Annotated in this window: 24 protein-coding genes, 3 pseudogenes and 1 other annotated feature; of the genes and pseudogenes, 23 read left to right on the top strand and 4 right to left on the bottom strand. The window is 33.2% G+C overall.

Going from position 1 to position 25,996, the window contains the following annotated elements; genetic code table 11:
• Window position 1 precedes the first annotated feature (1 nt).
• From mntA to menA, 6 genes are all read left to right on the top strand, one after another.
• Window positions 2–937, top strand: a complete 936-nt coding sequence (gene mntA, locus MKX31_RS13570) for a manganese ABC transporter substrate-binding protein/adhesin MntA (protein WP_064475757.1) — start codon at window positions 2–4, stop codon at window positions 935–937.
• Between the two features lie 265 nt (window positions 938–1,202).
• Complete coding sequence (locus MKX31_RS13565) at window positions 1,203–2,198, top strand: CgeB family protein (RefSeq protein ID WP_064475756.1); 996 nt, start codon at window positions 1,203–1,205, stop codon at window positions 2,196–2,198.
• A 174-nt stretch (window positions 2,199–2,372) separates the two neighbouring features.
• On the top strand, window positions 2,373–3,257 hold the full coding sequence (locus MKX31_RS13560; protein ID WP_098112164.1) for an alpha/beta hydrolase: 885 nt from the start codon (window positions 2,373–2,375) through the stop codon (window positions 3,255–3,257).
• 160 nt (window positions 3,258–3,417) lie between these two features.
• The gene (locus MKX31_RS13555; protein ID WP_098112163.1) at window positions 3,418–3,630 is read left to right on the top strand and encodes a hypothetical protein; all 213 of its coding nucleotides are present in this window, start codon (window positions 3,418–3,420) and stop codon (window positions 3,628–3,630) included.
• Window positions 3,631–3,774: 144 nt separating this feature from the next.
• Window positions 3,775–4,050, top strand: a complete 276-nt coding sequence (locus MKX31_RS13550; RefSeq protein WP_001176332.1) for a hypothetical protein — start codon at window positions 3,775–3,777, stop codon at window positions 4,048–4,050.
• A 372-nt stretch (window positions 4,051–4,422) separates the two neighbouring features.
• Window positions 4,423–5,334 (top strand): 1,4-dihydroxy-2-naphthoate polyprenyltransferase, encoded by a 912-nt coding sequence (gene menA / locus MKX31_RS13545; RefSeq protein ID WP_064475753.1) that lies wholly within the window; start codon window positions 4,423–4,425, stop codon window positions 5,332–5,334.
• Window positions 5,335–5,431: 97 nt separating this feature from the next.
• Here the strand turns inward: menA and satA are convergent, their stop codons facing one another.
• Window positions 5,432–5,983: a streptothricin N-acetyltransferase SatA gene (gene satA / locus MKX31_RS13540; protein WP_098102414.1), complete on the bottom strand. Its 552-nt coding sequence runs from the start codon at window positions 5,981–5,983 to the stop codon at window positions 5,432–5,434.
• 252 nt (window positions 5,984–6,235) lie between these two features.
• On the opposite strand from satA, the gene MKX31_RS13535 reads away from it, so the two are divergent.
• From MKX31_RS13535 to MKX31_RS13495, 9 genes and pseudogenes are all read left to right on the top strand, one after another.
• Window positions 6,236–6,637: a response regulator gene (locus MKX31_RS13535; protein ID WP_064475752.1), complete on the top strand. Its 402-nt coding sequence runs from the start codon at window positions 6,236–6,238 to the stop codon at window positions 6,635–6,637.
• Window positions 6,634–8,418 (top strand): sensor histidine kinase, encoded by a 1,785-nt coding sequence (locus MKX31_RS13530; RefSeq protein ID WP_088046756.1) that lies wholly within the window; start codon window positions 6,634–6,636, stop codon window positions 8,416–8,418. Before MKX31_RS13535 ends, MKX31_RS13530 begins: the two co-directional genes overlap by 4 nt.
• 126 nt (window positions 8,419–8,544) lie before the next feature.
• Window positions 8,545–9,228, top strand: coding sequence for an N-acetylmuramoyl-L-alanine amidase family protein (locus tag MKX31_RS13525; RefSeq protein WP_340980972.1), 684 nt, complete (start codon window positions 8,545–8,547; stop codon window positions 9,226–9,228).
• A gap of 291 nt (window positions 9,229–9,519) precedes the next feature.
• The gene (locus tag MKX31_RS13520) at window positions 9,520–10,362 is read left to right on the top strand and encodes a polysaccharide deacetylase family protein (RefSeq protein ID WP_064475750.1); all 843 of its coding nucleotides are present in this window, start codon (window positions 9,520–9,522) and stop codon (window positions 10,360–10,362) included.
• A gap of 473 nt (window positions 10,363–10,835) precedes the next feature.
• Window positions 10,836–11,065 (top strand) — a binding site (T-box leader).
• 84 nt (window positions 11,066–11,149) lie between these two features.
• The gene (gene serS / locus MKX31_RS13515; protein WP_340980971.1) at window positions 11,150–12,403 is read left to right on the top strand and encodes a serine--tRNA ligase; all 1,254 of its coding nucleotides are present in this window, start codon (window positions 11,150–11,152) and stop codon (window positions 12,401–12,403) included.
• 179 nt (window positions 12,404–12,582) lie between these two features.
• A complete protein-coding gene (locus MKX31_RS13510) occupies window positions 12,583–13,212 on the top strand; it encodes a DUF1349 domain-containing protein (RefSeq protein ID WP_340980969.1) in 630 nt (209 codons plus the stop codon).
• Window positions 13,213–13,598: 386 nt separating this feature from the next.
• Window positions 13,599–14,051: a MarR family winged helix-turn-helix transcriptional regulator gene (locus MKX31_RS13505; RefSeq protein WP_088046758.1), complete on the top strand. Its 453-nt coding sequence runs from the start codon at window positions 13,599–13,601 to the stop codon at window positions 14,049–14,051.
• Between the two features lie 25 nt (window positions 14,052–14,076).
• Window positions 14,077–14,589, top strand: coding sequence for a GNAT family N-acetyltransferase (locus MKX31_RS13500; protein ID WP_098102417.1), 513 nt, complete (start codon window positions 14,077–14,079; stop codon window positions 14,587–14,589).
• Between the two features lie 19 nt (window positions 14,590–14,608).
• Window positions 14,609–15,174: pseudogene (locus MKX31_RS13495) on the top strand (FMN-binding negative transcriptional regulator).
• Window positions 15,175–15,354: 180 nt separating this feature from the next.
• On the opposite strand, the gene MKX31_RS13490 reads toward MKX31_RS13495, so the two are convergent.
• A complete protein-coding gene (locus tag MKX31_RS13490; protein WP_064475746.1) occupies window positions 15,355–16,305 on the bottom strand; it encodes a nucleoside hydrolase in 951 nt (316 codons plus the stop codon).
• Between the two features lie 228 nt (window positions 16,306–16,533).
• Here MKX31_RS13490 and MKX31_RS13485 point away from each other — a divergent pair.
• From MKX31_RS13485 to MKX31_RS13465, 5 genes and pseudogenes are all read left to right on the top strand, one after another.
• Window positions 16,534–17,482 (top strand): annotated as a pseudogene (locus tag MKX31_RS13485) (MFS transporter); the annotation flags it as partial.
• Window positions 17,483–17,903: 421 nt separating this feature from the next.
• Window positions 17,904–19,496: a spore germination protein gene (locus tag MKX31_RS13480; RefSeq protein WP_340980968.1), complete on the top strand. Its 1,593-nt coding sequence runs from the start codon at window positions 17,904–17,906 to the stop codon at window positions 19,494–19,496.
• Complete coding sequence (locus MKX31_RS13475) at window positions 19,493–20,680, top strand: Ger(x)C family spore germination protein (protein WP_064475744.1); 1,188 nt, start codon at window positions 19,493–19,495, stop codon at window positions 20,678–20,680. Before MKX31_RS13480 ends, MKX31_RS13475 begins: the two co-directional genes overlap by 4 nt.
• A gap of 27 nt (window positions 20,681–20,707) precedes the next feature.
• The gene (locus MKX31_RS13470) at window positions 20,708–21,796 is read left to right on the top strand and encodes a GerAB/ArcD/ProY family transporter (RefSeq protein ID WP_064475976.1); all 1,089 of its coding nucleotides are present in this window, start codon (window positions 20,708–20,710) and stop codon (window positions 21,794–21,796) included.
• A 442-nt stretch (window positions 21,797–22,238) separates the two neighbouring features.
• Window positions 22,239–22,949 (top strand): alpha/beta hydrolase, encoded by a 711-nt coding sequence (locus MKX31_RS13465; RefSeq protein WP_064475743.1) that lies wholly within the window; start codon window positions 22,239–22,241, stop codon window positions 22,947–22,949.
• 103 nt (window positions 22,950–23,052) lie between these two features.
• On the opposite strand, the gene MKX31_RS13460 is transcribed toward MKX31_RS13465, so the two are convergent.
• Both MKX31_RS13460 and MKX31_RS13455 read right to left on the bottom strand, forming a co-directional pair.
• Window positions 23,053–23,418: a YxeA family protein gene (locus tag MKX31_RS13460; protein WP_000714941.1), complete on the bottom strand. Its 366-nt coding sequence runs from the start codon at window positions 23,416–23,418 to the stop codon at window positions 23,053–23,055.
• Between the two features lie 394 nt (window positions 23,419–23,812).
• A pseudogene (locus MKX31_RS13455) lies at window positions 23,813–23,917 on the bottom strand (acyl dehydratase); the annotation flags it as partial.
• A 111-nt stretch (window positions 23,918–24,028) separates the two neighbouring features.
• Here MKX31_RS13455 and MKX31_RS13450 point away from each other — a divergent pair.
• The 3 genes from MKX31_RS13450 to MKX31_RS13440 all read left to right on the top strand — a co-directional run bounded on the left by MKX31_RS13450 (window position 24,029) and on the right by MKX31_RS13440 (window position 25,963).
• Window positions 24,029–24,415, top strand: a complete 387-nt coding sequence (locus MKX31_RS13450) for a general stress protein (RefSeq protein ID WP_000549435.1) — start codon at window positions 24,029–24,031, stop codon at window positions 24,413–24,415.
• An 85-nt stretch (window positions 24,416–24,500) separates the two neighbouring features.
• On the top strand, window positions 24,501–24,902 hold the full coding sequence (locus MKX31_RS13445; RefSeq protein WP_000683229.1) for a hypothetical protein: 402 nt from the start codon (window positions 24,501–24,503) through the stop codon (window positions 24,900–24,902).
• Between the two features lie 35 nt (window positions 24,903–24,937).
• Window positions 24,938–25,963 carry a ParM/StbA family protein gene (locus MKX31_RS13440; RefSeq protein WP_340980966.1) on the top strand — a complete coding sequence of 342 codons (1,026 nt, stop codon included), beginning with the start codon at window positions 24,938–24,940 and terminating at the stop codon, window positions 25,961–25,963.
• Window positions 25,964–25,996 lie beyond the last annotated feature (33 nt).

Here is a 25,996-nt window from a genome sequence, read left to right as displayed (position 1 = left end):
GATGAAATTCAAAAATGTTTTATTATCAATACTTTGTATTTTCGTATTTGCATTAACAGCGTGTTCTAGTAACACAAATGGGAAAGAAGAGAAAAGTGGGAAATTAAAAGTTGTAACTACATACTCCATTATATATGATATGGTGAAGCAAATTGGTGGAGATAAAGTTGAGATTCATAGTCTTGTTCCAATTGGAGCTAACCCACATGAATATGATCCACTACCAAAAGATGTTATGAAAATGACAGATGCAGATATGGTGTTTTACAATGGGTTAAACCTAGAAGAGGGCGGAGCATGGTTTAAAAAACTATTAAAAACGGCAAATAAATCAGAGAAAGATGCACCTGTTTATAAAGTAAGTGAAGGTGTAGAAGCTATTTATTTAGAAACAAAAGGATTAGAAAAAGAACCAGATCCACATGCTTGGATGAATATTAAAAATGGTATTGTATACGCTGAAAATGTGAAGAAGGCATTAATTAAAGAAGATCCTAAAAATAAAGAGTTCTATACTAAAAATGCCGACAAGTATGTAGCGGAACTTCAAAAATTACATGATGAGACAGTCAACAGAATTCATCAAATCCCTGAAGAAAAACGTTTCTTAATTTCTAGTGAAGGTGCATTTAAATATTTTGGAAAAGCATATGGCATTAAGACGGGATACATTTGGGAAATCAACTCAGAAAATCAAGGTACACCAGATCAAATTAGAGATGTTGTAAGTGTAATTCAAACAAACAAAGTGCCAGCTTTATTTGTTGAAACAAGTGTAGATCGACGTAGCATGGAAACTGTTTCAAAAGAAACAAACGTACCAATTGCAGGTACAATTTTTACAGATTCACTAGGTAAATCAGGTGAGGATGGAGATACTTACTTGAAAATGATGAAATGGAATACAGATACCATTATTAAAGGGTTACAAAAGTAAAACTTAGCTAGTGTAACTATTGAAGTTTTATACGATAAGAAAGAGCCAACTCATGTGAATTGGCTCTTTTTTTATGTACCATGTTTTATTAATAATTGGACTGAATATGACCTAGTTTTATTCCCTTCGTGCCAGCTTCCAAAATGAGAGGAGTTCAACATAATGGACATAAACGTTGCTTATACATGTAAAGTAAGATGTCATAAAATGAATAAAGACTGCTAATTTTTGCGCACTTTGATTATGTAGAAATAGGGGGGATGACATGAAAGATAATACGCCTAAAAAAATTTTATTTATCCAATCAGGAATTCCTTTTTATTACCCAATGATCGAAGAAGCAATTTTGAATAGTTTACAAAAGGTAAACAGTAATACAATTATGGTGAACCCAGAACGAGCGGTAGAAACTGCATTAAAAATGAAACCGGATTTTATTTTGGTACTTAGTGGTTTAAACGAGGGATGTATTAGTGTCATGCCAGTCCTAAAGAGTGCAGGTTTTACTACTGGACTTTGGTTGACAGATGATCCGTATTATACGGATGTAACACAAAATCTTGTTCCGTATTATGATTACATATTTACGCAAGATTTAAATTGTATCAAGTTTTATAGGGGGTTAGGATGTAATAATGTGTTTCATCTCCCGTTAGCAGCAAATCAAGATGTGTTTAAGCCTTCTCAGAAAGAAGATACATATAAGTATGATCTTAGTTTTATAGGTACAGCATTTGAAAATAGAATTAACTTTGTTGATTCTATTTCAGAGTATTTAGTAGAAAAAAACATAAAAATTGTGGGATTTGGTTGGGAGAAGTTAAAGAATTATGAAAGGTTAAAGAATAAAATACAAATCTTGCCACTTGCAAAGTATGAAGATGCATTACAATTTTACGTATCAACTAAAATCAATATAAATTTACACCGTTCACCAAATGATCAGGAATTGAATTGTAATGCTGCAAACATCCAAGCATATTCAGTAAACAATAGGACGTTTGAAATTAATGCTGTAGGTTCTTTTCAATTAACTGATATACGCCCAGATGTAGCAAAGCATTACATACCAGGTGTTGAAATAGAAACCTTTTACAGTGCACCAGATTTTATACAAAAAGCAGAGTATTATTTGGAACATGTACAAGAAAGAAAACAAATTGCAAAAAATGGACTGGATAGAACTTTAAAAAATCACACATATGATAAACGCATATTACAACTATTAAACTATATTAATTTCATAGGCGTGAAGATGTAGTTTAACCATTAACTGAAATGATAAGCGTTTCGTGCTTTCAACGAGAGTTAACTCTCGGATTCTATAAAATCATTTACGAAAAAGGGATTTGGATAATTTTGCTGAATTTATTCATTTAGAAAAAACAATTTTGCAATCAAACTAATTTACATCTGATAATTAGAGGAGATTAAAATGAATCACTTTTTTGTAGAATTTGGTGAGTATGAAGCAAGTGTTTGTGAATGGGGAGATAAAAGTAATCCTCAAATCATTTGTTTTCATGGTTTAGGAAGTACAAAATTAAGTTTTATAGAAATAGCGGAACTTTTACAGGATAAATATCATATTGTATCGTTTGATCTACCTGGACATGGGAAAACACGAAGTTTTGGGAAGGATGAAGATTACGGTGCATCTCATTTAACAAATTGGGTAGTAGCATTACTTGAGCAAATAGGAAAAGAAACATTTCATATAGTAGCGCATTCATGGGGAGCAAGCGTTGCGCTTCACTATGCAACAGAATGTACAGACAAAGTGAATAAAATGGTTTTGTTAGATGGTGGTTATCATCATGGTAAAATGAATGCAAATTATTTTGCGGAGCTATATAAAGGTGCGAAAGAAGGAGAGTGCCCACCTCGGTCATTAGAAGAAGAAATCACCCATTATGAGAAAGATTTTGATGAATATATTTTTGACAGTAAAGAAGCGTTCATCCAATCAGAAAAAATGGTTTACACTAGATGGTCGCCATTAATAGAGCGTGCGGTTTATGATTTAATGAGAGAAGAAGATAATAAAGTGAAATGGCATGCTACTGGCGATACCGCTAGAAGTGTAATTAAGTTTCAATATACAGTGTATAAGACATTGAAATCTCATAAAATTAAAAGCGATATTTTACTATTGTATTGTGATCTTCCACATAATTATTTAGAAATAAGAGAATTGCAGATTGCGGAATTTAGGAAGCATATTGATATTACGACTAAGCTTTATACAGATACAGGGCACCTAATGCATTGGGATAGACCGGAAGAGATTGCCGAGGATGTTTTACATTGGTTCATATAAAGGAGGTCCGTTGTTCGAATTTGAGCAACGGATTTTCTTTTGAAAAATTTAATGTAGTTGTCATAATCAGTTCCTTGTGAATAGACATAATAAAAACTAGTTATAAGTTCAAAAGGAAAAAAGTGATGAAAATAAAGAATTAACAAAGCAAGCCAATGCATTGCAAGGTGAGATTCAACAAGAATTTTTAGCTACATTTAATAAGTTGAACATGAATGATATTACTGGCGATGTAAAAGAAGCCCGTAAATCTTTAGATGATCTTATGGCTTGGATACAACAATCTGACCTATTAAAATCTCAAAAGGATTTTCTTGATACGTTACCTGAAAAAGAAACAAGTATCTCTAAACTAGAGGAAAGTAAAAAATAAAGAAAAGAGGTTGCCTAAAAGTAACTACTCAGCGACTTTTGGGACAACCTCTTCTTTTTGTTGTAGATTTTCAAGAAAATTTAGAATAAAATAAAAAAATATAATCACCTACCTATTATTCACTAATGAAAAGAGGCTAGCGAAATGCAACTGAAGTATGGGAAGCACATTAATATATTATCTATTGTTCTAACTTTGTTCTCTTTTTCTGTAATTGTAAGTTTCTCTACCTGGTTGAGTGGATATTCAATTCCCAACCTTTCTACAATGCTTAAGGTAACAATGTTGAGTGCATTTATTCTTGGCATTATAGGGTTTAGACAAGAGAAAAGCGCACTAGCGATTATAATTATGGGAATATGTGCCTTTGCTCTAGTCGTTCTATATACTTATGCGGTTATAAGTTTTCTTGAGCATTAAACACCATAAAAAAGAAACGAACATTTTTGTTCGTTTCTTTTTTTGGGATGATTATTATAAACTAGCCTCTTCTAATGATTGAGTGCTGAATCCAAGAATAAATTTTTGAATGTTATTTTCATGATCTTTTACAATGATATATGGAACGCCCTGTACGTTAAAGGGTTCAAACTCTTCTTTTTCTTCTGGGGTATTAGGGGTACCACCCCATATTAGAAAAAATGATATTTTGATGCAAAGTTATGGTGCAGGCAAGAGCATTAAAGTTCTATCGCCAATTCTTTTTTTGATATAATAGATGTGAAGCAGAAAATAGATAGAAAGATACTGCTAGTCATTTATACTTAAAAGGTAGGGAGATTGAACAGCGTTATGGGGAATGAAAAAGAAATTAGTTCCGCTAAATTAATATGGAAGATGACGCGCCCGCATACATTAACGGCGACGTTTTCTCCTGTAATTTTAGGAACAGTAGCATCACTGTATGTTACAGACATTCATTGGCTTTTATTTATTGCGATGATGGTTGCATGTTTAGCATTGCAAATAGCAACGAACTTATTTAATGAGTACTATGATTTCAAACGTGGATTAGATACCGCTGATTCTGTTGGCATCGGTGGTGGAATTGTCCGTCATGGATTGAAACCAAAAAATGTGTTAACAGTTGCGCTTTTATTGTATGTAGTAGCAGCACTTATTGGAGTTTATATTTGTATGAATAGCAGCTGGTGGTTAGTCGTTATTGGTTTAATTGGGATGGCGGTTGGCTACTTATATACAGGTGGTCCATTACCAATTGCGTACACTCCGTTTGGAGAATTAGTTTCTGGATTGTTAATGGGGACATGTTTTGTACTCATTGCTTTCTTTATTCAAACGAATACGATAACGATTGAAAGTGTATTGATTTCCATTCCAATTGGAATTTTAGTCGGTGCAATTAACATGTCTAATAACATCCGAGATATCGAAGAAGATATTAAAGGTGGAAGAAAGACATTAGTAATCCTCCTCGGGAGAGAAAAAGCAATAGTAACACTAGCTGTAGCCTTTTTCATTGCTTATTTATGGATCGCGGTGATTGTATTGATGGGTTATATAAGCCCTTGGGCATTAGTTATGTTCCTAGGTTTGAGAAAGCCAATCTCTGCTATTCAAAGCTTCCAAAAAGGAGCAAAAGATCCCGGGTATATGCGCATCGCAATGAAATCAACAGCGATGACAAATACGATTTTCGGCTTCTTATTATCAGCAGGATTATTAATTAGCTACTTGTTTTAAATGAAAACTATTGTTAAATAACTTAACCCCAATTTCTCAATTTTAATATGGAGAGATTGGGGTTTTATTTTGAGTTTTTTAACGTTATAAACTATTCTCATTTGAAATGCATATACCAATAAATTGCAATTTCATCACTTGTCATATCCAAACCTTTATAAACAAGAAAATCAAATCCGCCTATTACAAATCCACATTTTTCATAGAACTTACATGCTGCGACATTATTATTTTGCGTTTCAAGCATGATACCGGGCATGTTGCCTTCTTTTGCCCATTGCTTTGCTTGATCAACTAATCTTTTACCAACCCCGAGTGTACGATGTTTTTTATCCACCGTTATATCTTCTATGTAAGCATAGTGATTCCAATTCTTTTTCAATACTATTAATCCGATGATTTGGTTATGTAACAGTGCTATGTAAATTACTTGATTGGGCTTATTTATATATTCATTGTACGCCAGTTCTTCATTATCATTTTGTAAATAACTTTTTTCATAACTCGGAACGTCTTCTACTGTATATTCTATGCGTCTACTTACTTTTGAAAGAGAAAGAATTAACCGAGCATTCACTATAAAACTGTCATCAATCTCTGGGTGATTGTCTAAATCATTTGTTTCTAACTTTCTAATTAAAAGGCTCATCGTGATACCTCCAAATCATATTATTTTTTCTGGCTCTTTATGTGATTCAAATTTATTCCAATTACAAAATTATAATGGAATTTCAATAGTAAGGCTATCTCTGCATTTTATCTTTATACCGTCATGCTATTATCTAGATATAACTATGTTGTATGTAGTAGTGACGGAAATAGTGAAAGATTTCTAATTGGTTAACATATAAAATGAACTATTTCTTCCTAACCATAAAATGAATCGTGGAGAAGATAAAGGATGCAAAAAACAATATTAATTGTAGAAGATGAAGATATTTTACGTGAGATTATGAAGGATTACTTATTAAACGAAGGGTATAACGTCTTAGAGGCGATTGATGGGAAAGAAGCATTATCTATATTTGAAGAGCATGAGGTACATTTAATTATTCTAGACATTATGTTACCAGAATTAGATGGTTGGGCGGTCTGTCGGCGAATTCGGAAGAAATCTAATGTACCTATTATTATGTTAAAGGCTCGGATAGATGAGGATGATACTCAACTCGGATTTGAACTAGGAGCAGATGATCGCACTATTAATAGTCATATTCGTAATTTTTGTCATAAATTAGGACAAAAAGCAGCTTGTATTGTAACTGTTGTGCGTGCTGGTAATAAATTTGAGGGACAAGTATGAAAAAAGGAATTGTATTAAAGTTATTTATTTTAACAACAGCATTATGCACACTTATTTTAGTAACTATTTTTATTGGACAAACTATATTTTTTAAGCAATACTACGCAAATCGAAAAGTTAATGATATTAAAACAAATATTCAATCCTTTGAAAAAGCATATGTAAAAGCTGGAGATGATGCGAAAGCAATTCAAGAATTGGAACAAAATTTCTATCAAGAGAATGCGACATGGATTACAACGTTAGATCGTGTAGGTAATATAAAATATGCAAATGATTTTTCTATAGAAATTCAATTAGACCCTAACGAAAATAAGAGATTTTCTGAACGTTCCATTCACATACCGTTGTATAGTTTTATCAATTTAGAAGATATACAAAGGATGAAATATAGTTTAGAACAAGGGAGTCATATTATTATCGATGGAGTACAGAAGGGGGATATAGTAGTCCCTGCGATGTTAACAATAAAAGAGAAGAATGTCGGGCTAGAGAACAAGCAACTGTCAGAAAGATTGTATGGGCCAAAAGCTGTATCTTCAAAAGAAAGTTCACAATTATATTTAGCAGGAATCATTCAAAACGTGCAATTACCGGAGGGGACTGTAGGAACGAATTTTATATATGGAAATCGTGTGCTTATAGATAGAATAAAACAATTTCAGGTTGATTTATTATTGGATCAAAAATTTAATGATGTTACTTCTATAGAAATAATGGATTACGAAGAAAATGATATTAAATATAAACTATTAATCAAGCCGACAAAAGACGCAGAGGGTAAGATAAACTATATATTTGCTATGACATCATTGCAACCAGTTGATGAAGCAGTGCAAATGATAAAGGATTATTACGTATATTTAATTATCTTTGTACTGATTTTAATTGTTTTAATATCGTTCTATTACTCAAAAAAAATCGCCAAGCCATTATTACAAATAAATGATACTACAAAAAAAATTGCGGGTTTAGATTTCTCAGAGACGATATCTATTACTACAAGGGATGAGATAGGTGATTTATCACAAAATATTAACACACTTTCTAAAGCTTTGCATTCGTATATTCATCAATTACAGCAAGATATAGAGAAAGAAAAGCAATTAGAAAATACACGTAAAGAATTTATCGCGGGTGTTTCACATGAGTTAAAAACACCTTTAAGTATTATGAAGAGCTGTATTTCAATTTTGGAGGATGGTGTTGCTAGTAATAAAAAGGAGTATTACTTTAAAGCAATGTCAAAAGAAGTAGATAAAATGGATATGCTCATCATTGATATGCTGGAGTTAGCAAAATTCGAATCTGGTACGTATAAAATGGAAATGGATGTTTTCTATATTGATGAGATGATTGATTATATATGTGAACAATTAAGCCCGGATATAACAGCTAAGCAATTACATGTTTATAAAGAACTTTCTAAAATTGAAGTTGTTGCAAACCAACATCGCATAGAACAAGTTATAACTAACTTTATTACGAATGCAATTCGTTACACACCAGAACAGGAGACTATCATTATTTCTACAATAGAAGAGAATGAACGTGTAAAAGTATGTGTAGAAAATAAAGGAGCACATATTGAACTAGAACATTTAGAAAAAATATGGGATCGTTTTTATCGAGGAGATACGTCACGTCAACGTTCAAAAGGTGGAACAGGATTAGGCCTTGCTATTTCAAAGAATATTTTAGAGCTACATGGTGCGGGATATGGTGTTTTGAATACAGAAGATGGCGTATTATTTTTCTTCTATTTGAATAAAAACGTGTAGAATTTCCGTTCTACACGTTTTTATCATTTTTAAACAAAATCGACATTATCTGCATTTTATCTTTATTAGCATTCATTACTATTTTCATTAGAAACGGAATGAAAAGCTGATAAGGAGATTATTAAAATGAAAAAAAGAGTGATATTGCTTTTGCTTATTATAATAATAATGGGTACAGGCGTTAGTTTCATACATGCTAAAGGGTACAAAAATATATCAAAAGAGAATCTACGATTAAAAGGAAAAACAATTGTAATTGATCCGGGACACGGTGGAGGAGATAGAGGGACGAAAGGAAAGAAATTTGGAACGATTGAAAAAGAACTTAATTTAAAAGTAGCACAAAATATAAAGAAAGAATTAGAAGAAAGAACGGATGCAAAAGTTATATTAACACGTGAAAAAGATACGAGTTTACTTCCAGAAACAAAACAAAGGGAAGAATTGCAAGCTCGTGTCAAAGTAGCGAAAGAATATGCGGCGGATCTTTATATTAGCATTCATCATGATGCTTTTGAGGATACAAATGTAAAAGGAATAACAACTCATTATGGATCTAATAAAAGGAAAGATAAAAAATTAGCTAAGATCGTACAAGAAGCCATTTTTGATCAAAATATAGACAGCCGAGATAGAGGCGTTCATGGCAGTGATTTTCTTGTCTTACGAGAAAATCCTTCTCCATCTATCTTAATTGAATTAGGATTTACATCTAATGCGAGTGATGAAAAAAGAATGAATTCAGAAGAATTCCAAGCGCAATCGCAAAAAGGTATTGTGGACGGCATTATTAATTATTTTATTATGTAATAAAATAGGCAAATAGAAAATTACTATTCTTTCTAAATCTTAATTAGGAAGAGTAGTATTTTTTATTTTGGGTGTATATCCATTTTTCAAATTAGAAACAAATATTTTTCTAAAGAGTGAATGCAATACGCTATTCTTTAACTGATTTCGACATTATCTGCATTTTATCTTTATCCGTCTCTATTAATCTATTTATTGTAAATACCGGTTGAAACGAATGATTCAGTCGAGTAAAGGCTCAACCTTTTAAATAATGAATATGAAAATTAATAGGGAAAGGATCGAAAAATAATGAAAGAATCACAAAGTAAGAAAAAAACAAGTCGATTAACTAAGGTAATAATATCTCTAGGAGTTGTTTTAGCAACGACCTTTTTCACATTCTTTTTAATAGGGGAATGGAACTCTATCTCAGCGAAGGGAGTAGCTAAGGAAAATATGAAACAAGTTAATACGCAACAACAAGAAAAGAAAAAGGAAACACCACCGACAAAACAAAAAAGACCTGATGGAAAACCGGTAGGAAAAGTTGTTTATTTAACATTTGATGATGGTCCTAGCGAATTAACTGGGAAATTTTTAGATGTACTAAAAGAACAAAATGTTGCCTCTACATTTTTTATGCAAGGTAGCAATTTACAAAATACAGGTTTTCAGGAAAATGTAAAAAGAGCGGTAAAAGAAGGACATTATATTGGTGCTCATAGTATGACACATAACAGTGATAAGCTATACAAAAAAGGACAATTTGTACCGGAGATGAAAGAAACGTTAGCTCTTATCCATAATATTACGGGTACAACTCCTAAACTAGTTCGTCCGCCATATGGATCTGCACCAGGATTAAAGGGTGAGGAAATTCGTAATCAAATTGTAGAAGCAGCAATAAAAGTTTGGGATTGGACAATAGACTCAAATGATTGGAAATTAAAAGATAATCCAACTCAGATTATCGAAAATGTAAAGAAACAAACAACAGAAGAAGTAGAAGTTGTTTTAATGCATGAAAAGGCGCAAACATTACAAGCTCTTCCTGAAATTATTAAATTTTATAAAGAGCAAGGGTATGAATTTGGGGTATATAATGATGAAGATCATTTTCGTTTAAACTTCCAGAAAGATCAACGTCTATAGTATAAACATAGTTATCTTAAAAGGTGTTTTCTATTACTAAATCAATAACTAAAAATAGAGCCGATTTCCTATAAGATAAAGAAATCGGCTCTATTTTTAGTAGTTGCTATTATTTTTTATGTATGCCCAGATGTTTAATGGATAAATTTACTTAATAGCATCATGGACAAAAACGGAAAAAGATTTTAGAGATAAAATATCTTATCGCTGATGCTGAAACAAAGACCACCCTTTGGACTGGAGAAGATAAAGGAATGAAAAAAATAAGCTGATTGAATCAACTTATTTTTAATTTACTATCTTCAATTGTCCTATTATTTCTTCCGGAATATCCCCTTCAGAAATAATATCGTAAGAATATTGGGAAATATAAGTGTGTAAATTAATTATGAATATATTTTATTCACTGAAAATAATCCCTTGATAAATAAACAGAATTATTGTAAAGTAGTGATAATTAAAATGTATATTGTTTGAAAGCGATGAAAGGAAATAGTAACAAGTATTTTTTCTTTTAGAGAGTCGGTGGGTGGTGTAAACCGATAGAAGGAACTTGTGAATCCGTCCTTGAGCGAAATGTGGAACACTTCAATGTGAAGTTAATAATCGTTTCCGGATAAAAGCCGTTAATAATTTAAGTGGAGAGCATATATTTTTGTGCTTTCAACTAGGGTGGCAACGCGGGTTAACTCTCGTCCCTTTTATAGGGACGGGAGTTTTTTGTGTTTTTGTAGTACACAACCTAATTTTAAAAAGATTAGTTACTTAATTAGAGGAGAGATAAGCCATGTTAGATGTAAAAGTATTACGTACAAATGTAGAAGGGGTAAAGAAAAAATTAATTACTCGTGGTGGAGAGTTTCTTGAATTAAATAAATTTGAAGAATTAGATCTAAAGCGTCGTGAATTGTTAATAGGAGCAGAAGAGTTAAAAAGTAAACGTAATGAAATATCTGAACGTATTGCGAATTTAAAGCGTGAAAAACAAGATGCCGATGAACTTATTAGTGAAATGCGTGAAGTGGGAGACAATATTAAATCGTTAGATGATGAATTGCGTTATGTAGAAGAAGAGGTAAATACAATATTGTTAGCATTACCAAATCTACCTCATGAAACAGTGCCTGTTGGGGAATCAGAAGATGATAATGTTGAAATACGTAAGTGGGGAGAAATAAGTGAATTTTCATTTGAAGCAAAACCACATTGGGAAGTTGCTGAAAAATTAGGATTACTAGATTTTGAGCGTGCAGCAAAAGTAACGGGAAGCCGCTTCGTCTATTACAATGGATTGGGAGCACGTTTAGAGCGAGCGGTAGCCAACTTTATGTTAGATTTACATGTTGAAGAACACGGATATACAGAAGTGATTCCGCCATTTATCGTAAATAGCGATAGTTTATTAGGAACAGGACAGTTCCCAAAATTTAAAGAAGATGTATTCACCTTAAAAGACACAAATTATTCTTTAATTCCAACGGCGGAAGTACCATTAGCAAACTATTATCGTGATGAAATTTTAAAAGGTGAAGAGTTACCTATTAATTTTACGGCGAATACTCCATGTTTCCGTTCTGAAGCCGGTAGTGCAGGACGCGATACGAGAGGGTTAATTCGTCAGCACCAATTTAGTAAAGTTGAAATGGTTAAATATACAAAACCTGAAGATTCATACGATGAGTTAGAAAAATTAACAACAAATGCCGAAAAGGTTCTGCAATTGTTACAGTTACCTTATCGTGTAATCGTATTATGTACTGCTGATATGGCATTTCCAGCTGCAAAAACTTATGACATTGAAGTTTGGTTACCAAGCTATGGCGTATATCGTGAAATTTCTTCTTGCTCAAATTGTGAAGATTTCCAAGCGCGTCGTACAAATGGAGCTAAACCAGAATTGGTGCACACACTAAATGGCTCTGGATTGGCTATTGGACGTACAGTAGCAGCTATTTTAGAAAACTACCAACAAGAAGATGGCTCTGTTATAGTTCCAGAAGTATTGCGTCCATACATGAGAGGAATAGAAATTATTAAATGAGAAAGACATTGATTTGAGATGAAGTTTAATAGCTTATAAAAGTTTTGGGGAATAAAGAATTATTTAAGATGATGAAGCCGGGAAGAGATTTTTTTAGAAGGTCACATATCAAGATTAAATAATTTTACTGTGTAAATACTTTTTCATAATAAATATAAAAGGTTAAGGAGATATTGTTAATGTGCAATCGATATAGATTAATAGAGGAATTTAATAATGTAGAATTTGATAAAAGTTTAAAATGGTTTTCTCCACCTAAAGATTGGGAGATTAATAGGAATAAATCGAAGTTAATAATCAAACCTGATAAAGAGACAGATTTCTGGCAAAAAACACACTATGAATTTCAATTTGATAATGGTCATTTTTTATACTATGAACTAAATAGAGATTTTAGATTGATCACGAAAGTAAACTCTAAACCAGCAAACAGATATGATCAAGCAGGTATAATGGTTCGATTTTCAAAAGATACGTGGTTGAAGACATCTGTTGAGTATATACCGGATGACAATAGTAAATTAGGTGTTGTTGTAACAAAAAATGGATACTCTGATTGGTCTAGTCAGGAATTTTTGGAAGATTTGAATTCCCTTTACTATCGAATAACAAGAAAGGGTAATAATTACTATGTTGATTATTCAATAGACGGCGTTTCATGGAAACAAATAAGAATGACTCACCTTTTTGAGGAAAAAGATTATATGAAAGTTGGTATTTATACTTGCAGTCCACAAGGAGAGGGATATGAAGCTGAGTTTGAATTTATTAGGATTGAGAATGTAGATGATAATACAAAGGTATATTAAAGGTATAAAGCCATCATAATTTTTATAGATGTATTGAATAAAAAGTTAATTCAATCGGGAATTGAAAAGTAATTAAATTTCTGTATAAAATACAATGAGTATACAAAAACGAAGAAGGTATTTTGAACAAAACAATTACAAATATTTGGTTTAACTGTTATGATCACGGGTGTTATTTTAATCCGGATAGTTTAAAATATTCATTAATATGTTTTTTAGGAAACAATGAATTCTTCCATAAAAGAAACCCATCCATTTTGTTTAATCTTTTTTCAAAATGGATGGGTTTTTTATCGTTTTTATTGTATTTGCAATAAAAACGATTTATATTAAATGTAACGTTAAATATTGCATTTGCAACAAAAATACGTAATAAGGAGCTACTTATGAAGGGAATTCTTCGCGAAATTGGAATGATAGCAAGGGCTTTAAATTCTATAAGTAATATAGAATTTAAAGAATATGAGCTGACAAAAGGGCAGTATTTGTACCTTGTACGAATATGTGAAAACCCAGGTGTCATTCAAGAAAAGCTATCTGAGATGATAAAAGTGGATCGAACAACAGCATCTCGTGCTATAAAAAAACTTGAAATGAATGGTTTTATTGAAAAGAAAGAAGATGAACATAACAAAAAAATAAAAAAACTCTTTCCAACTGAGAAAGGGGAAAATGTGTATCCCTTTATAAAAAGAGAAAATGATTATTCCAATGCCGTTGCATTGGAGGGATTTTCCGAAAAAGAAGTAGAAACTATTTTCAAGTTTCTTCAAAGAGTAAGAGGAAATGTAGAAAAAGACTGGGATTTTGTAAAAAAGGGGAACAAGAGAATTTATTGATTATATAAAGGAGTGACATATGTAGATGACTATAAAAAAGTGTACTCTTGAAGATTTACATAAGCTTCAAGAAATTAGTTATGAAACATTCGATGAGACATTTAAGCATCAAAATTCACCCGAAAATATGAATGCCTATTTAGAAAAGGCATTAAACTTAAAACAATTAGAAAAAGAATTAGCCAATCTTTCTTCGCAATTCTATTTTATGTATTTTAATAATGAAGTCGCTGGATATGTAAAGGTAAATACGAATGACGCTCAGTCTGAAGAAATGGGTGATGAATCACTTGAAATCGAGAGGATCTATATAAAAAGCACGTTTCAAAAACATGGGCTTGGTAAACATCTATTAAATAGAGCGATTGAAATTGCAATTGAACATAATAAAAAGAAAATCTGGCTAGGCGTTTGGGAAAAGAATGAAAATGCTATTGCTTTTTATAAGAAAATGGGGTTTGTCCAAGTTGGAGCCCACTCTTTTTATATGGGTGATGAAGAACAAATAGACTTTATAATGACTAAAACACTTAAATAACTTTGTTAAAAGGGGGTATATTCCAAAAAAATTTAAGATCAGAGATTTTGATGAGATTTTTTTAAAAAACTCTTTTGGTACGATTGTCATAACAGAACAAGGGAAACCAATTGCCATTCATTTGCCTTTGGGGTTAAATAAAAAAGGTGATGATTACTATATTATTGGGCATATGGCCTATGGAAATAATCGGTTGGAAATATTCGGGGATCATGGAGATGTGCTTGGTGTGTTTCAAGGACCACACGCTTATATTTCCTCTTTTCGGTATAGAAAGGAAGAAGTTCCAACATGGAATTATCAGGCCATTCATGTATAGGGTACAGCAAGCATTTTAGAGATAGATGAATTAATAGAAGAACTAGCAATGATGCTAAAAAAGTATGAAGAAAATCGTGAAAATATAGTTTTATGGGATGAACTTTCTCCTTAGTTATTAGAACGAGAAGTAAAAGGAATTGTTGGATTTAAAATTAAAGTGCAAGAAGTTCAAGCTGCATATAATTTAAGCCAGAATCGTAAGGAGAAAGATTATTCTAATATCGTTGATAAATTGCAAGCGAAAAAAATCCTGATTCTCAGTAAATGGCAAAGGTGATGAAAAAGAGGGTTAAAATTATAAATCAGTGCTATAGGATACTTTATGATTTTTTTAGATATAGTTACTTTAATTGAATGAGAAATATAAAAAGTAGATTTCCTGTACGTTAAGTGAAGTGGCATTTCATTCACATAATCCGTATTATCTGAAGTTAATAAAGTCTATTACACTCTCTTCTTTAAGAACGTTTCCATAATATCCTTCTTGAATCTTTCATAATCAAACTGAAAAGCTACATTATGCGTTTTATAGCCTGGATTAGTAACAAAACGAAAGTCTGCAATACTTTGACCAAATCCTTCTCCTTGATCAGGAATTACTTTAATGGGTACTCTTGAAAGACCAACAGCCTCTTGATTCAGCAAATACCACACTGTTACAAAATCATGCATAGGGCTTCCACTTATACCAGGATTAGACTTGGAATAGAAATTATAATAATAGTCTAACATAGGTTTGAGGATGAGCCCTGCAAGATCCTGTGTATTTCGATGAAATGCATCGATTTGTTGGACCATTTCGGGTGTAACAATCGCATGTTGAGTCACATTTAAAGGGATAATTGTCAAATTCTGTGCATGCTGCAGAATTAAGTTTGCTGCATAAGGGTCGGCGTAAAAGTTAGCTTCAGCTACAGCAGTTACGTTACCTGGATAGAAAAAAGCTCCCCCCATGCAAATGCATTCTCTTACGTTTCGCATTATTTCTAAATTCAATACAAAAGTCGTAGCTAGCGAAGAAAGTCTTCCTAAATTGATAATTGTAAGATCTTCCAAATTTGATTCTATAACTTGATAGATATCATTTAAAGGATAAACTGGATATGAAATTTCAGGTGGAATAATAGGCCCTAATCCAACTTTTCCATGTACCTCAGGGAAATACTGAATCAAGATACCTGTCAATGGTACAGAAGCACCAAGGAATACAGGTATCTCTTCTCTTCCCGCAATGTATTTCAAATAGTTAATATTTCTTATTACATTTTCTCTTGATACATTTCCATAATCGGCTACAATTCCTACAAGTTGAATATCTTTACGAAAAAAGGTGTACAGTATAGCAAACGCATCGTCAATCCCCAAATCTGTAAACAGGAGAACCTTTTTTTGCATAACTTTTCCTCCAAAATTTATATAATCCTACTTTCACTAATGATGAAGTAATCAGGCTAAGCCTGTCTATATATATTTTATGTATTCTGAAAGAGTACATTCTATTCACTTGAAATAGTCTTGCTCATCTAAATTTGATATTATGTTCAAACATAAGCTTCCGTTCTTAAGTTGATAGTCATCTGGTACTATCCCAATATACGTAGCGAAATAGGACTTAAATGCTAGATAGTTATTTATTTAGCTCCATTTGTATTAATCGTCATTATTCTTGCACTGAAATATTTAATGAACGTTGCAGATACGACAAAAGCAAGATTGGATATTTGTAAGTGTCATTTTATCAACGATTGATTTTGGTTGTATTTTATTTGAATTTAGTAGTGCAGGAAGTAAGGGATGGGATCATCCGATTGTTATTACAACAATTATTACCGGGGTACTTGTTACACTTTATTTTGCTTACGCCAAATAAAGTGTAACGATCCACTATTAAATTTATCCGTATTTAAGTATAAAATTTTTACTCTTACATCAATGATAAACGTACTCATCACGATGATTATGTATGCTGATTTAATTCTTTTACCGATATACTTACAAAACGGAAGAGGCTTTACCGCATTTGAATCAGGTTTACTTCTATTATCTGGAGCTGTTATTAATGCATTCTTATCACCTATTACAGGTAAAATGTATGATAAATACGGAGCAAAACCACTCTTTATTACAGGGTTAATATATTATTTCGATGTGGGGTGTAATTGATTTAGCTGAATCCACAACGTATATGTATGTAATGGTGCGCACTATTATTTTACGAATTGGGTTAAGCTTTATTTCGATGCCATTAAATACAGCAGGACTAAATGCTTTACCTAGAGAATTAGGTTCACATGGTTCAGCGGTAAATAATACGATTCGTCAATTAGCCGGTGCTATTGGAACAGCAGTTGTTATTACTATATATACGACTCAAGCAACTTCACATGCTGCAGAGTTATCTTTGGAAAAAGGAAACATTACAGCTATTCAACTAGCGAAGTTATCTTCTATTTTCGGCTCAAGTGATGCGTATCTATTTATGTTATTCTTATCTTTCGTAGCATTAATCTTTGCATGTTTTATGCCTAAAAAAGTGGCAACTCAAAAATTTGAAAGTGAAGCACATAATTAGAATAGTTTATAGAGTTGTTTAGAAAGTATATGATGAGAGAAAAAGCAAGTGATCTAATATGGAGGTCATTTGCTTTTTCTTTTTATTTGTTTAGGAATTTAACTTTATCTTGTAGAGATATCAAAGGAGAAATGAAAAATTACACCTACAACAATTAAAAGATTGATTATGCATGTAGAGCTCTTATTATTTGTCCTAATCTCATTTTAGAATAAATAACTTATAGAAAAAATTGAATAATTTTCATGTGGAGGGAGATTTTAAGAAGGATGTCGAGGGTATATTTTCCTGTTGTTTTTTAGATAAATGATTACTTAGCCAGAAACTACTTAGTGGAACGGTTTGTAAAGATTTTCTGTCAAGAAATCACTAACACTTAGCTCCAAGTATAAAACATAAACCATTCGATAAATGGGGTAGTGTGATGAAAAAACTTAGTAGAAAACATTTGAGAAAAGATATTCAGGAACTTGAGAATGCAAGTATGCAGATACACTCTAATCAAGATCGTGAGCTTGATCAGAGTGTATCTGCGAATGAAGAAGTTTTGAAACAAGTTTTTGAGAATTGTTCCGATATTGTTTTTCGTCCAATATTTATAAATAGCCAAATTAAAATTCTTTTTATTTATATAGATGGATTGGTAAACACCGGTATTGTGGAACAAGTTGTTTTGAAACCAATGATGTTCGAGGGGATGCCTAGTGGACTAAAGGTTATGGATTCAGTAGGAGAAATTATACAAAATCAGCTTATTGCAGTTTCTCAAGTAAAGACGATTTCTAAAGTTCGTGAGGTTATAGAAGCAGTATTGAAAGCGAATATCGTCATTTTGACAGAAGGAGAGAGTCAAGCTCTGGTCGCTGACTTAAAAGGGTTTGAAAAACGGAGTATTGAAGAGCCAGCTGCCGAGATTTCTGTTCGTGGCCCTCGGGACGGGTTTACGGAAACTTTAAGGGTCAATACGAGCCTTATTCGCCGAAGAATTCGGAGCCAAAAACTAAAAATGGAACCTTATTCGATTGGGGAATTGTCACAGACAGATGTGGTGATTACCTATATTGAAGGAATTGCTCCCGATTCGGTTTTAGATGAAGTTCGCCAAAGGGTACAGCGAATTCAAATTGATGGGGTGTTAGAGTCAGCTTTTATTGAAGAGTTTATTGAGGACCAACCTTTTTCTCCTTTTCCACAAATTCAAAATACTGAGCGACCAGATGCGGTGTGTGCAAGTTTATTAGAAGGGAAAGTGGCAATTTTAGTGGATAACACACCTTTCGTTTTAATCGTTCCTATGACATTTTGGACTGGTCTCCAGGCAGCAGAGGATTATTATGAACGATCCATCTACACAACTTTTGTTAGATGGATACGTTTAATATTAATCAATATTTCATTATTTCTCCCTTCTCTCTATGTCGCTATTACAACCTTTCATCCGAAACTAATCCCAACAAATTTGCTTATTAGTATTGCAGCTGCAAGAGAAGGTATTCCTTTCCCAGCTGTTATAGAAGCGCTGATGATGGAATTTTTATTTGAAGGTTTGAGGGAAGCGGGCGTTCGGTTACCAAAACCCGTTGGATCAGCAGTTAGCATTGTAGGGGCACTTGTTATCGGACAAGCTGCGGTGCAAGCAGGTATTATTTCAGCACCATTGGTTATTGTTGTGGCGACAACCGGAATTGCTTCGTTTGCGTTCCCGCGCTATAACTTAGGAACAGCTTACCGGATGCTGCGCTTTCCGATGCTACTATTGGCAGGGATGCTTGGGCTGTATGGTATTGCTATAAGTACCCTTGCGATTTTAATTCATTTAACAAACATACGTTCATTCGGCGTTCCGTATTTAAGTCCGGTTGCGCCTCAGACTCCGCGTGATTTAAAGGATGTTTTGCTTCGAACACCTCGTTGGAACATGACACATCGTCCTATAATGGTATCTGGTAAGGAGAAAGTCCGTTTTCCAGATGGACAACAACCAGGTGCAAAAGGGGGAGGGGAAACAGAATGAGCCTACACAAGGCACTTTGTATGATACTAGTAGTTTCTTTATGTTTCTTGACGGGATGCTGGGATCGTACAGAGTTAAATGATCTGGCAATAGAATTAGGATGGGGACTTGATCAAGCGAAGAATAATAAGGTTGAAATTAGCGCCCAGTTTATTATCCCTTCAAAAATGGGAATGGGACAGAGCGGAAGAAGTAATGCAGGAAAATCAGTTTTTCTTGAATCAGGAACTGGAAAGGATACACATGAAGCTGTACAAATGATGCAAACAAAAATGTCGAGGGAAATCTTTCGAGGGCATCAGCGTGTAATATTAATTGGAGAAAAATTAGCTAAAAATGGTCTCGCTCCAGTTTTGGATGCATATAGTCGCGATCCTGATATTCGGTTACGAGCAGATGCGTTAGTAGTAAAGGGAAATACTGCAAAAGAGTTCCTGAAAGCATCTATCCCTTTAGAGGCTATCCCGGCACTTGGGGCACTTAAAGAGCATATGCAAATAGAGGCATTGGGAGATACATCGTTATTAAATTTTCTTATTGCTGGTACGAGTGATGGAATCACCCCAATCTTGCCAGTTATTAAACTAAATATGTCTCATAAAAAAGGTGAAAACGAGGTCAAAGGGTTTCAAATTGTAGGAGGTGCTATATTTAACAACGATCTTAAGTTGGTAGGATACTTAAATATGCAGGAATGGTTAGCTACTCTTTGGATAGTGAATCGTTTAAGTAAACAGACGATTACAGCAACTGCCTCTAAAGGGAATGGTAGTACGAGTTTATATATGACAAAAATCAAAAGAAAAATTATACCGACTATAAAAGGGGCCACAATTAAGTGTGACGTTGTTTTTTTAGGTGAAGGAACGATTCAGGAGAACAATACGAATTTAGATCTTTCGCAGCCAAAAAATCTTACTTTTTTAGAACGTGTAATGGAAAAACAATCTGAAAAACAAGCTCTCCAAACTATTAAAAAGGTTCAAAAACAATACGGAACCGATATCTTTGGATTTGGAGAAGCTATTCATCAAAAATATCCATCCGAATGGAAAGAGCTAAAAAAGAATTGGAGTAAGCAGTTTCGAAAAGTGCAGGTTTCTGTTCATGCAAAGCTTACTATTCGGCGAGTAGGACTGACTGGACAGCCGTTGCAGTTAAAGAAAAATGAAATAAAAAAATAAGGAGGAATATAGCGTGTGAGAAATTCGATGAAAATCTCTGGCAGACAAATCTTTTGGATGATGTTCACATTTGAAGTGGGCCAATCACTCCTTCTAGTTATTCCAGCGACGATTCGCACTGCCAAACAAGATGCTTGGATCTCGCTCTTTATTGCAGGGTGTGTAGGGATTGCTCTTACTTTTTTGGCAACTACACTTGGCTCGCTTTATCCGAAGCAAACCCTAATTGAATTTAGTCAAACCATTCTTGGCAAATGGCTAGGAAAACTACTGATGATTCCTTACTTCTTTGGATGGTACATGATAATTTGGATAACGGTCCGTGAATTTGGTGAGTTCATTAGTATCGCTTTGTTTCATAATACACCTTTGTGGATTATTGTCTTTACTGCTATGTTATTGCTCATTTTTATCATTTATCAAGGTGGGGTGGAAGGTATTGGGCGCTTAAGTGAAATCATTGGGCCAATGGTACTTTTAATGATAACGTTTGTAATCATTTTGAATGTTGGCAATATGAATTTGGATTATATGCTTCCTATTTATCATGATTCTGGATGGTTTCCCATCCTTAAAGGTTCCTATACTCCTGTAGCCGCGTTTTTTGGAGAGGCTGTCATGATGACAATGTTTGTTTTCTTTATGGACAAACCCGAACAAGCGCCATCACGGGCGATGTGGGGAGTAGGACTGGCTGTTTTTATGGTAACGATTGGAACATTAGCGGTCATTTTAACATTCGGTCCGAATTTGCCTTCAAGTTTTTTGTATCCGGTTTACGATTTGAGTCGGTACATATCCGTCATGGAATTCATTCAAAATGTAGATATTCTGATTGTTATTATTTGGTTTTTTAGTATTTTTGTTAAACTGGCGTTATACATGTTTCTCGCTTGTTATGGAACAGCACAAATGTTTCATTTGAAGGATTGGCGAAAAGTAGCTTTGGTTCTTGCTCCTATTTCGTTCATCATAGCTGTGTCGGTTAAAAATATCCAGACATTTACTCATTATTACTACATATTTTTCGTAATTCCTATTGCATTTCCTATCTATGAACTAGGAATTCCCTTACTGTTATTGGTGGTTGGCAAAATTCGAAGGAAATATGCATAAATCCAATCGGTAATATGTTCGAATGAAGATATGCTTCGTTTTTTGACTAAAATAAAAGGAGAAATAGTCTGCTCACAAGCGTAGGCTATTTCGTTATTTATGCATTGAAAGAACATGCGAACCATATAGAATTTCTAAGACTTTCTATTGAAAAAAGGGAGTGTTTATGAAAAATCCAGTTTCATAGTATGTTTTATGTTTGGAGTAATTTAATCACTATTGATCGTATTTAGTATGATGCGTTAGAAAAACGGTCTTGGAAACCTTCTAGTATGACAATCAGAATTATATGGGCTGTATTTGCTACGTACTTATCCTAGAAAATATAGTATAAATTAAAGACGTAAATGAAAACTTGAGCATAATAAAAATGCTCGAGTTTTTATGTTGATTAATGATAATCTAAAATATAGAATATACACATCTCAGGGAGGTCATACATATGAAGAAATGGATGAAAATTATTTTGTACTCTTTATTAGGTATTTTACTTATGGGGAGCATTACTTTTTTTACTTGGTCCCAATTTACTTACAAACCAACGAAAGAGGCTTTGTCGTTAGTAGATGATAAAAAAGATGAAGATAATATAGTATTTGGACAGAAGGATGCTAAGGTAGGGATTATTTTTTATCAAGGAGCTAAAGTAGAAGTAGAGGCTTATAGTTACTTAGGGGAAGCTCTTGCAAAAGATGGTCATTTTGTAGTAATGCCTAAGTTACCACTAAACTTAGCGATACTCGGAATCAATGAGGTAGACATTGTAATTGAACAGTATCCGGAAGTTCAAAAATGGTACGTTGCTGGACATTCAATGGGGGGAGCTATGATTTCTAAATATGCCTTTCACAATGAAGACAAGGTAGACGGGATCATTTTCTTAGGTTCGTATCCTGCAGATGACTTCTCTACGAAATCGATTCCGATGTTATCAATTTATGGAGAAGTAGATGCTTTAGCAACAGTAGAAAAAATAGAGAACAATAAAAAGTTAATGTCAAAGAATACAACTATGCACATGATAAAAGGGGGAAACCATGCTCATTTTGGCATGTATGGTGAGCAAAAAGGTGATAATGCGAGCTTAATTACATCAAAAGCACAACGAGATGAAACAGTGAAAGTAATTGAACAATGGTTAGTGAAACAATGATAAGGAATTTAATAAATTTACTGAAAGAATTCTTCTTCCTTAAGATAGCCCAATGGTAGGTGGGAGAGGTGATCAAGAGCCAGCTCATACGAGTAGGCTCTTTTTATTTATCTGCTATCTCCAATTGTCCCTTTACTTTCCCTGGTATATCTTTTTCTGAAATAACGTCGTAAGAATACACATACTTTCCTTTTACATGAATTTTTAAGTAAGTTTTTTTTATAAAATCATTAGGGGTGCTAGTGCCTACTGTATATTCTTTCTCATTCCTTGCTTCATCTACACCTTTTAGGGCGTACATAGCTCGTCCTTTATGATGATAATCTGGAACACCATATCCTTTCGCAATGGCATATACATTTTTTTCTTCAGCAATCGGATTAAATCTATCCAAATCCCCGCGTAATATGAAAGGTAATAAATATATCGGTAGGCCTAATCCTATTATGCAAAGTACAAATTTCTTCATGATTGTTTCTCCTCTTATTGTATTTACATTTTTGAGTATAGAAAAAAATTCTTATAAATATAGAGGGGAATTTCTTAAGGTTTTCTTAATAAAGTTTAACCGTGTGAAAAAAGATTAACTTGAGTATTAAGCTTACGGAATGAATAGCCAAATAACCTGTTTTCTTTATTTTTTGATGGTAGGTTATTTGGTTTTATATTGGTATGAGTGAATTGAGAAATAAGTGAGATTTAGGAACTAGAATAAATGTATCTTACAGTAATAAGAGAATTATCTAAATAAATTATAGTGAGAACAATTAAAGAAAGCATCTAGTGGGGTGCTTTTTCTTTTGGAATAGAGAATCCAATGGGGCAGTTACATGTAATGCAGCGCTGTGCTTCTATGTCATTGGAAAACCCAATGATAAAAAAGAGGCTTGCCTTCCAAACAAATTGTTATTTGTAACACTGTTATCAAAGCAAAGTTCTTATGACATCTCTTTGATATTCAAAAATATTAATAACCTATTGCATGAAGTTTTTTGAAAATTTAGGTTTAACATCTTTAAAATAGGTGTATTACATATTACATAACAACTAAATAAAAAATCTAAAGGAGGAAAAATACAATGCATAAGAATGAAAGAAAACCGGTGGTTCATGAATATCAAAATGAACAGGAAGTAGTTATGAAAGTAAAAGAGCTAGAATTGCAAGGGATTCGCCAAGATGACATTTATGTCTTGGCACATGAAAAACATCTAACAAAAAAGATTGCAGATGATACAAACATAAATACGATTGGAGTAAAAGAACAAGGAATGGGCACAAGTATTATCAACTTTTTCTCCAAAAAAGGGGACGAACTTCGAAATCAAATGGAGGAAATGGGGTTGTCGAAGGAGGAAGCTAACTTATATGAAGAAAAATTAGATCAAGGGAGAATTTTACTCCTAGTAACAGCTGAAACACCAACGGCGAGTGATAGGCAGCCACAAAATTATCATTCTCTCTAATAGATTGCAACATCTGATAAATAGATAAGTTAATTATTTTAGGGTGTAGCATGGAAGAAAATAAAAGTAGAGAAGGGTGAGAAAAATGAAACATACAATATTTAAATATGCTGTGATTGGGATTACGACCGGAGTTATGGTCTCTCTATTAAAAAAAGAAAATCGGAAAGCTATACAAACAAAAGGAAAAAGCGTAAAAGACAAACTACAAGAAGGAAGCATAAAGGAAACATTGGGGAAGGTAACTGAGACAAGTAAACAATTCTCTGTAACTGCAGCTAATGTTGCAAAACAAACATTACCACAACTGCTTACAGCCACACCAGTTGTCATTTCTACTATTAAAGATTTAACAGAAAACGAAAATGACAAAAAGAAAAAAGATGAAAAGAATTACGAAATCAATCAAAATAGTAAGGACATAGACGGTGAAAAAAAGAAAAATGAAAAGAAATATATGAAAGAAGGGAAAGAAGAGAGTGCTTAGATTTAATTCTAAAAAGAGAAAGTGAGGAAAAAAGTATGAAATCTCTGTATGCAATTGATGTAGGAATTGGCTTTACCAAACGGGCATATCGAAAGGATGTAGATTCTGAGGTGACGATTAAGAGTGAAGCTTCCACACTAGCCCGTGTACCTAATCATGCTGAAAGTGAAGATTTAACAAAGGTAAGTTTTATAGACTTAGACTTTGCATACTACATGGGAAATGAAGCACATCAATCTGACGCTTCATTTCTTCCTCCATTTGACGAAGAAATAGAAAATTATTATGAAAGCGAACAGTTTAAACAACAAATATTTGGTTGCATTGCAAAGGATTATAAAGAAAATGTCGTGTTACCTTTAGTTGTTACCGGGCTTCCCGTTACTTGTTTTGGTAGTCAGCATGAGCAATTACAAAATGTATTAAAAAAAGAAACTTCCGTGCAAATTGATGGGAAATTTATTAATATTACGGTGGAAAATGCTTTGATTCTTCAGCAACCGGTCGCTTTACATGCCTATTTCTTAAAAGAGGGAATCATTCAGGAACAAGATCGTATCTTAATTATTGATGGTGGATTTCGTACATTAGAAATGACAGATATGAAACAGAATGTCATTTTAAATCATTATGAGACGGAACTAGGATGTAGCAAGCCTTTGAAAAATATTAAGAATATCCTGCAGAATCATGCGGGGGAAATTAATCACTTGCATATTAACGACATGCCAAAAATATTAGAAAAAGGATATGGAGGTCGAGAAGAAAATCCTCAGACAAGTCAGGTTGATACTTTGATTCAAAAAGAGTTGGATACACACTTCCAAGACGTTATGCGTGTATTACAAGAACAATTTAAGTTAGACCAGTATGAAACTATTATTTGGACAGGAGGAATAGTAGATATCCACAAAAAACGAATTGAAAAAATGCAAGGTGAAATTTCTTCTTTCCGTATGGTAGACGCTTCGAAAGAGGCTGCACTTCATGGATACTATATGATTGGAAGTCAAGTATTTGACGACATCACCAATCAATCTGCATATGAATCCAAATTGTAATAACGACCAAAATGGAGTTCGTTGAATAGACGT

Source organism: Bacillus sp. FSL M8-0063 (genome assembly GCF_038005545.1).
GTDB lineage: Bacteria > Bacillota > Bacilli > Bacillales > Bacillaceae_G > Bacillus_A > Bacillus_A wiedmannii.
The sequence above is the reverse complement of the archived record's forward strand: the minus strand, read 5'-3'. Positions and strand labels throughout refer to the sequence as shown.